Source organism: Pyxidicoccus fallax (assembly GCF_012933655.1).
GTDB lineage: Bacteria > Myxococcota > Myxococcia > Myxococcales > Myxococcaceae > Myxococcus > Myxococcus fallax.
Map to the genome: position 1 here is coordinate 1 of NZ_JABBJJ010000490.1, position 7,200 is coordinate 7,200.

6 protein-coding genes and 2 pseudogenes are annotated in these 7,200 nt (G+C 70.4%); 2 read left to right on the top strand and 6 right to left on the bottom strand.

Annotation, left to right across the window (positions count from 1 at the left end; all coding sequences use genetic code 11):
• The 5 genes and pseudogenes from HG543_RS49750 to HG543_RS49765 all read right to left on the bottom strand — a co-directional run.
• Positions 1-131 (bottom strand): annotated as a pseudogene (locus HG543_RS49750) (glycosyltransferase family 2 protein); the annotation flags it as partial.
• Between the two features lie 170 nt (positions 132-301).
• Positions 302-2,017 carry a tetratricopeptide repeat protein gene (locus HG543_RS49755; RefSeq protein ID WP_246357864.1) on the bottom strand — a complete coding sequence of 572 codons (1,716 nt, stop codon included), beginning with the start codon at positions 2,015-2,017 and terminating at the stop codon, positions 302-304.
• Between the two features lie 6 nt (positions 2,018-2,023).
• Positions 2,024-2,122: pseudogene (locus HG543_RS57115) on the bottom strand (zinc-ribbon domain-containing protein); the annotation flags it as partial.
• A gap of 9 nt (positions 2,123-2,131) precedes the next feature.
• On the bottom strand, positions 2,132-2,548 hold the full coding sequence (locus HG543_RS49760) for a ComEA family DNA-binding protein (protein ID WP_169352011.1): 417 nt from the start codon (positions 2,546-2,548) through the stop codon (positions 2,132-2,134).
• Positions 2,549-2,552: 4 nt separating this feature from the next.
• The gene (locus HG543_RS49765; protein WP_169352012.1) at positions 2,553-3,830 is read right to left on the bottom strand and encodes an aspartate kinase; all 1,278 of its coding nucleotides are present in this window, start codon (positions 3,828-3,830) and stop codon (positions 2,553-2,555) included.
• A 110-nt stretch (positions 3,831-3,940) separates the two neighbouring features.
• Here HG543_RS49765 and hutH point away from each other — a divergent pair, with 110 nt between their 5' ends.
• Entirely contained in the window at positions 3,941-5,467 is a 1,527-nt protein-coding gene (gene hutH, locus HG543_RS49770; RefSeq protein WP_169352013.1) for a histidine ammonia-lyase, read from the top strand.
• Between the two features lie 107 nt (positions 5,468-5,574).
• The gene (locus HG543_RS49775; RefSeq protein WP_169352014.1) at positions 5,575-6,468 is read left to right on the top strand and encodes a GNAT family N-acetyltransferase; all 894 of its coding nucleotides are present in this window, start codon (positions 5,575-5,577) and stop codon (positions 6,466-6,468) included.
• A gap of 6 nt (positions 6,469-6,474) precedes the next feature.
• Here HG543_RS49775 and HG543_RS49780 read toward each other — a convergent pair whose 3' ends face one another.
• Positions 6,475-6,660, bottom strand: coding sequence for a hypothetical protein (locus HG543_RS49780; RefSeq protein ID WP_169352015.1), 186 nt, complete (start codon positions 6,658-6,660; stop codon positions 6,475-6,477).
• Positions 6,661-7,200: the final 540 nt, after the last annotated feature.

Sequence of the window (7,200 nt, forward strand, 5' to 3'; positions counted from 1 at the left end):
CCCCCACCCCGCATCGCCCGGATGTTCTGGACGACCTGCGCCGCCCCATCCAGCACGAACAGGCTCAGTGGGTAGAGAAAGTATGTGTGCGCGAGCAACAGCGCGGCACACCAGAAGAAGACCTCCGCCATCGACCCTGCCTCCGTCCCCAGTCCTCGGACCTGCGCCGGGACCAAAGCAAGAGACATGCCCTGCCTTCACGGCAGGGGCGTCCGACGGGGAGCGCCTCGACGAGGGGCGGATCAGCGCGTGCGGGACTGGACTTTCTCCAGCCCGGGAGCACGCGAAGGCGGTCGTCGTTTCAGGGCTGCCCGGCCGCCGTGTCGAGCTGGGACAACAGCTTGGAGGCGAGCTGGTGGTGGCGGTTGAGCGCCAGCGTGTCGTCCAGCAGCGAGCGGGCGGTGGCTGGATCATCGAGGCGCAGGGCCACCCGGGCGCCCAGGACGTAGGCGCGCAGCAGGGTGGAATCCGCCTTCCGGAGCGCCTCCAGCTCACGGGCGACCTCGGCCAGCGAGTCCGGCGGAGAGCCGGAGCTGAGGGCGTACTCGGCGCGGGCCAGGGTGCTCCACAGCTTGGACGCGCCCTCCACGCTGCGCAGGCGCTCGGCGAGCATCAGCGCATCGGGGGCCACCGTCACGCCGGCGTGGAGGGCACGCGCCTTCACCCGCGCCACCAGGGCCGGGGCCGGCTCCACCTCCGGGGCCTTGGCGAGCGTGGCGAGCTGGGCGTCCAGCTCCCCGCGGAGCTTGTTCGACTCCTCGCGGATCGGCTCCATCTCATTGGCGATGTCCGCCAGCTCCTTGTTCGCCGCGGCGGCGCGGAGGTTCCGCCCCGCGATGTCGCGCATGCCCGCGGCGTCCGCCCTCACCCGGTTCAGCAGGTCCGTCCGCGTCCGGAGCCGCTCGGCGTCCGCCATGACATCCGACAGCCGCATCGACAGGGCGACGACGAGCTCGGCCTGGGCCTCGACGTACCTGGGGTGCGCGGCGCTCAGCGCGCGCAGGCGCTGGATGGCCTGCTCACGCGACGCCGGGTCATCCCGCCGGAGCAGCACGGCCGCGCGCTCCAGGTCCTCGACCGCCGCCACGGGCACGTCCGCGTTCCGGTCGCGCCACGCCGGGTAGGCCAGCACGGACGTCAGCACGAGCCCCGCCACCACGGCGAGCAGGATGAACAGGCGCTCCCGACCGGGCTTTCCGGAGTCGAAGCGCACATCGCCCGACGAATCGCGGCCCGCGAGCAGCTCGGGAGGGAGCTCCATCGGCGGACGGCGCGGGTGCGAGCCGGAGATGGGCAGGGAGCCGGCGCCGCCCTGGACGTTCGAACCGAAGGGCAGCTGCGTCTCGGAGCCCATGGGGGACGGGGACTCGGGAGGAAGCTGGATGCCGGAGCCCTGGTCGGAAGGCGCACCCACCGCGCCGAAGACGGTCGTGCGGTCGGTGCCCGCCCCCTGCCCCACCGGACCTTGCTGCGGCTCGGCGGGCACGGCGCCGAAGGTGTGCGTCTTGCCGATGGGCGCGGGAGCATCCGCGGCGGGGATGGCGCCGAACGTCTGCGTCCCGTTGCTCGACGGAGCCGTCCCCTGCGCCGGCACCGCGCCGAAGGTCCGCGTCGTGTTACCGGCCGCCGTCGAGCCCTGTGCGGGGACGGCGCCGAACGGCTGCGTCCCGTTGCCCGGCGGAGTCGCCCCCTGGGCCGGCACCGCGCCGAACGTCTGCGTCCCGTTGCCCGGCACCGTCGAGCCGAGCGCCGGCACGGTGCCGGACGTCCTCGGCGTGCTCACGGGCGGAATCGAGGGCGGTGGCGGGACCTGCGTCGTATCGGCGACGGGGGCTGGCGTGGACGCGCCCGCGGCGGGGTTGGGATGGGGCCCCGAGCCGAAGAGCTGCGTGGACATCGTCGCCGAGCGTCCCCCTCCGAAGATATGCGTGGAGTGGGTGCCCGAGGTCGCCCCACCCGGCGCGGACGCGGCGGGCTTCGCGGCGGGGAGCGGTGCCTGTCCGTTGGGCGAGGCCATGAACACATGGCCACAGCGCGTGCACTGGACCGAGGCACCTCCCGGGGGGAGGAGTCGAGGGTCGAGGACGTACTGCATCGAGCACTGGGGACAGGCGATCTGCACGCGTCGTGCTTACCACACGGGCCCGGCGTCCGGAGATGCTCCCAACACCGTGGCCGCCTGGAGGGTCTGCAACTTGGCGGAGCCAACTCCCGGCACCGCGTCCACGTCGTCCCAGCTCGTGAAGCCGCCCGAGTCCTCCCGGACCTCGACGAGGCGCCGGGCCAGGGAAGGCCCCACGCCCGGCAGGAGAGCAAGCTCCTCGGCCGTGGCGGTATTGAGGTCCAACCGGCGGCCCAGGGCCAGCGCCTGCGCGCCCGCCGGAGGCAGCCCCTCGCCACAGGTGGCGATGCCCTCCGGACCGATGCGCACCGCCTCCGGCGCGCAGTCGAGCGCCGGGGCGGAGTCGGGCCACTGCAGCCGGGCCACGGCGCCCACCCCCATCAGCCCGAGGGCGACAGCGGCGAGCGCGGCGGTGCGGCCCGCCATGGACTCAGACCTTCTCGCCCTTGAGGGCGGCCGTCTCCGAGACGGCGGTGGCACCCGCGGGAGGCATCGGCTGATCCAGCCCGAACGCGGTGTGCAGCGCGCGCACGGCCAGCTCCGTGTACTTGGCGGCGACCACGCAGGACACCTTGATCTCCGACGTGGAGATCATCTGGATGTTGATGCCCTCGGAGGACAGCGCCTTGAACATGCGCGCCGCCACGCCGGAGTGGTTGCGCATGCCGACGCCGACGATGGACACCTTGGCGATGTCGTCGTCGGTCTCGACGCCGACGGCGCCAATCTCCTTCATGGCGGCCTTCACCACGTCCTGGGCCTTCAGGAAGTCCGCCTTGCCCACCGTGAAGGTGAGGTCGGTGCGGCCGTCCTTGGACGGGTTCTGGACGATGAGGTCCACCACGATGGCCTTCTCATCGAGTGGACCGAAGATCTTCGCCGCGATGCCCGGCACGTCGGGCACGCCGCAGACGGTGATCTTCGCCTCGTTGCGGTCGTAGGCGACTCCGCGGACCAGCACGTCCTCCATGGACTTGTCCTCCTCACACACGAGAGTGCCGGGGTCATCGGTGAAGGACGACTTCACCCAGAGCGGCACCTTGTACTTCATGGCGAACTCGACGGAGCGGATCTGCAGCACCTTGGCGCCCACGCTGGCCAGCTCGAGCATCTCCTCGTAGGTGATGCGGTCCAGCTTGCGCGCGGCGGGGACCATGTTGGGGTCGGTGGTGTAGACGCCGTCCACGTCCGTGTAGATTTCGCAGGCATCCGCCTGGAGCGCCGCGGCCACCGCCACCGCCGTGGTGTCCGAGCCACCGCGGCCGAGCGTGGTGACGTTGCCCTCCTCGTCCACGCCCTGGAAGCCGGCCACGACGACGATGTGGCCCTTGGCGAGGGCGGCGCGGATGGGCTGCGCGTCGATGCTCTTGATGCGGGCCTTGGAGAAGGTGCTGTCGGTGACGATGCGCACCTGGTGGCCCAGGAAGCTGGTGGCTTTGCCCTGCTGGGCCTGGATGGCCATCGCGACGAGACCGATGGACACCTGCTCGCCGGTGGCGACCACCACGTCCTGCTCGCGCTCGTCGGGCCGGTCGGTGATCTGCGCCACCAGTTTCAGGAGCCGGTTCGTCTCGCCCGACATCGCCGAGACGACGACCACCACGTCGTGGCCCGCCTCCTGGGCGGCCAGGCAGCGCAGGGCCACGTTCTTGATGCGGTTGGTGTCACCTACGGAGGTACCGCCATACTTCTGGACGATCAGCGCCACGGGGCCTTCGACCTCCTGCGTCAGTCGGACGGACCTATACGAGTAGCGCTCCCGGGTGTAAAGCGCCCGCAGCCTGCAATTTGAAGTTTCCGCACCCCATTGGAGCCCCAATGTCTCGCGCTCGCATCCTCATCGACGGTGACACCCTGAAGCTGGAGGAAATCCTCCAGGTGGCACGGAACGAGGCCACCGTGGAGCTGGCCCCCGAGGCGGCCGCCCGCGTGCGTGCCTCGCGCGCCCTGGTGGACCGGGTGGCCGCCGGTGACACGCCGGCCTACGGCATCAACACCGGCTTCGGCACGCTGGCCGAGGTCCGCATCGACAAGAAGGACCTGCGCGACCTCCAGCGCAACCTCATCCTGTCCCATGCGTGTGGCGTGGGCACTCCCCTGCCCCTGCCGGAGGCGCGGGCGCTGCTGCTCCTGCGGTGCAACGTGCTGGCGAAGGGCTTCTCGGGCATCCGGCCGGAGACGCTGGGGCTGGCGCTGGACATGCTGAACCGGGACGTGGTGCCGGTGGTGCCCGAGCGGGGCAGCGTGGGCGCATCGGGCGACCTGGCGCCGCTGGCGCACCTGGCGCTCGTCTTCATCGGCGAGGGCGAGGCGTACTTCCAGGGCCAGCGGCTGCCGGCGCGTCAGGCGCTGGAGCGGGCAGGGCTGCAGCCGGTGGTGCTGGAGGCCAAGGAGGGCCTGGCGCTGGTGAACGGCACGCAGGCCATGTGCGCGGTGGGCACCCTGCTCCAGCTCCGCGCGGAGACGCTGGCGGACCTGGCGGACGTGGCGGGCTCGATGACGCTGGAGGGCCTGCTGGGCAGCCACAAGCCCTTCATCCCCGAGATTCACGACGTGCGGGCGCACCCGGGCCAGAAGGCGTGCGCGGCGCACCTGCGGCGGATTCTCGCGGGCAGCGAGCTGGTGGAGACGCACGTCAACTGCAGCAAGGTGCAGGACCCGTACTCGCTGCGCTGCATGCCGCAGGTGCACGGCGCGGCGCGCGAGGGTCTGTCCTTCGCCCGGCGGATTCTGGAGGTGGAGGTGAACAGCGCCACGGACAACCCGCTCGTGTTCACGGAGACGGAGCGGATTGTGTCGGGCGGCAACTTCCACGGGCAGCCCATCTCCCTGGCGATGGACGTGGTGGCGATGGCGCTGACGCAGCTGTCGTCCATCAGCGAGCGGCGGGTGGAGCAGCTGGTGAACCCGGCGCTGTCGGGGCTGCCGGCGTTCCTGGCGAAGAACTCGGGGTTGAACTCGGGGTTCATGATTGCCCAGGTGACGAGCGCGGCGCTGGTGGCCGAGTCGCGCGTGCTGAGCCACCCGGCGTCGGTGGACTCGATTCCGTCGTCCGCGGGCCGTGAGGACCACGTGTCCATGGGCATGACGGCGGCGCTGAAGGGCCGTCAGGTGAGTGACTTCACCCGCTCGTGTCTGGCCATCGAGGTGCTGTGCGCGGCGCAGGCGCTGGACTTCCGGCTGCCGGTGAAGCCCGGCAAGGGCGCGCTGGCGGCGTACGAGCTGGTGCGCAGCAAGGTGCCGCACATGGATAGGGACCGCGAGCTGCACAAGGACATCGAGGCGGTGAGCCAGCTCATCGACTCGGGCGAGCTGCTCGCGACGGTGCGCTCCGCCACGGCGTGAGCGGACGGGTTCGAGTCCCGTACTCTTCGCTAGAGGAAGCCCAGCAATCTCACCGGGTTGCTGGGCTTTTTCTTTTCCCTCGTTCCCTCCACAAGGAGTCTTCGAACATGCCGTCCTCACGTTTCTACGCGGGTGAGCAGGATCTGCGAGCCATGACGCGCCTGGTGTCCGAGGCCCATGCCGCGCATGGGCCCCAGGTCGAGTGCACCGTGGGAGACATCGACTGGCGCATGTACCGCAATGCCTTCGTGCGGCCCGAACAGAACGTGCGCCTCTGGCATGACGAGCGCGGGCACCTGGTGGGCTTCGCCTGGGGCTATGTGAATGGAGACGTCGACCTGCTCATCCATCCTCGAGAGCACGCCGCCACCCTGATGCCCCAGATACTCGAGTGGGCACAGGCGTGGTTCCCCACGCGCGGTGCCTCCGGCGAACGTCCGCTTCATGTCTGGGCATTGGAGAGCAATACGTCCATGACCCGCGCGTTGGAGCAACAGGGCTGGCGGCGCATCGAAGACTGCTACCTCCACCTGGCCCGGCCAACGGCGGATACCGGCACCGCGCCCCTGCCCCCCGGCTACACCGTTCGAAACGTGCGAGGCCCCGAGGAGACCGCCGCGCGCGCCGAGGTCCATCGCCGGGCCTTCGGCACCGAGCGTGTCACCACCGAGGTGTACCAGCGGGTGATGGGCGCCTCCCACTACCGCGCGCACCTGGACCTGGTGGCCGAGGCGCCAGACGGCTCGCTGGCCGCGCTGGCGCTGTGCTGGCTGGACCCGGAGAACGGCCTGGGCGAGTTCGAGCCCGTCGCGACAGCGCCAGAGCACCGCCGCAAGGGCCTGGCTCAGGCATTGATCCAGGAAGGAGTGAGACGCATGTGGAAGGAGGGAGCCAGGACGGCGCTGGTCTATGCCCATGCCGCCAATCCCGCCTCCGTGGCACTCTACGAGTCGGCGGGCTTTCGCGTCATCGACCGGAACTGGGGGTACGTGGCGCCCTGAGTCTCTTCACGCTCGCCTCCTCGTGGTCCGTGTCATCTCCCCGTTGGACTCCAGGGACTTGCGCGGCTGGCGCTTCGTCGTCATCGGCGGCGTGCTGCTGCACCTGTCGTGTGCCTTCCTCCAGGACTCCGAGCAGACCTGCGGGAGGGACAGTTGCAGCAGTACCGGCCCGAGCAGGTGCTTTGGAGCCATGCCCTGTCCTGGACCGAGCAGGCGGAGACGCCTCTCGAGGCGGGCCCGGTGGAGTCCCTGGCCGCGCGTCTGATTTGCCGCCCCTCTGACGCGAGTGTCCGCCATGGCCTCGCTGCGGGGCGGTGCCGCTGGCGGCCTGTTCCGCGACACGGGCCTGCGCCGCCAGCACTTCACCGACTCGCCCGTGAAGAGCAGCCGCTTCGCCTGAAGAGGAGGGCCCCATCCGTGGCTGCCCGACCGCTTCACCTCCTCTGTGCGCAGCCGTGATCAGACAGGGCTTCATTCCCGCACACGAGGCTTGATAGGTGGTTGGAGGAATGAGTCGCCCAAGTGGACAAGACACACCCCCCTGCCGAAGAAGCCAGGACGGAGGAACTAGTGACGATGGAGCTGCCGGCTGCACTGGCGGCTTCTGGTGTAGCCCCCTGAAGAGTCGGACAGGCTCGTTCGGCTAGAAAGCGAGTCTGACGATGGAGAAGAAGAGCCAAGAGGGAGCCCCGGAGGGGGCCGAGGGGAGCAAGCGTCGCCGGCGGTACTCGG

Excerpts from the sequence above, each read along its gene's own strand:
- HG543_RS49755 (WP_246357864.1), bottom strand. The coding sequence starts at position 2,017 with ATGGCCTCGCCCAACGGACAGGCACCGCTCCCCGCCGCGAAGCCCGCC.
- HG543_RS49760 (WP_169352011.1), bottom strand. The coding sequence starts at position 2,548 with ATGGCGGGCCGCACCGCCGCGCTCGCCGCTGTCGCCCTCGGGCTGATG.
- hutH (WP_169352013.1), top strand. The coding sequence starts at position 3,941 with ATGTCTCGCGCTCGCATCCTCATCGACGGTGACACCCTGAAGCTGGAG.
- HG543_RS49775 (WP_169352014.1), top strand. The coding sequence starts at position 5,575 with ATGCCGTCCTCACGTTTCTACGCGGGTGAGCAGGATCTGCGAGCCATG.
- HG543_RS49780 (WP_169352015.1), bottom strand. The coding sequence starts at position 6,660 with ATGGCTCCAAAGCACCTGCTCGGGCCGGTACTGCTGCAACTGTCCCTC.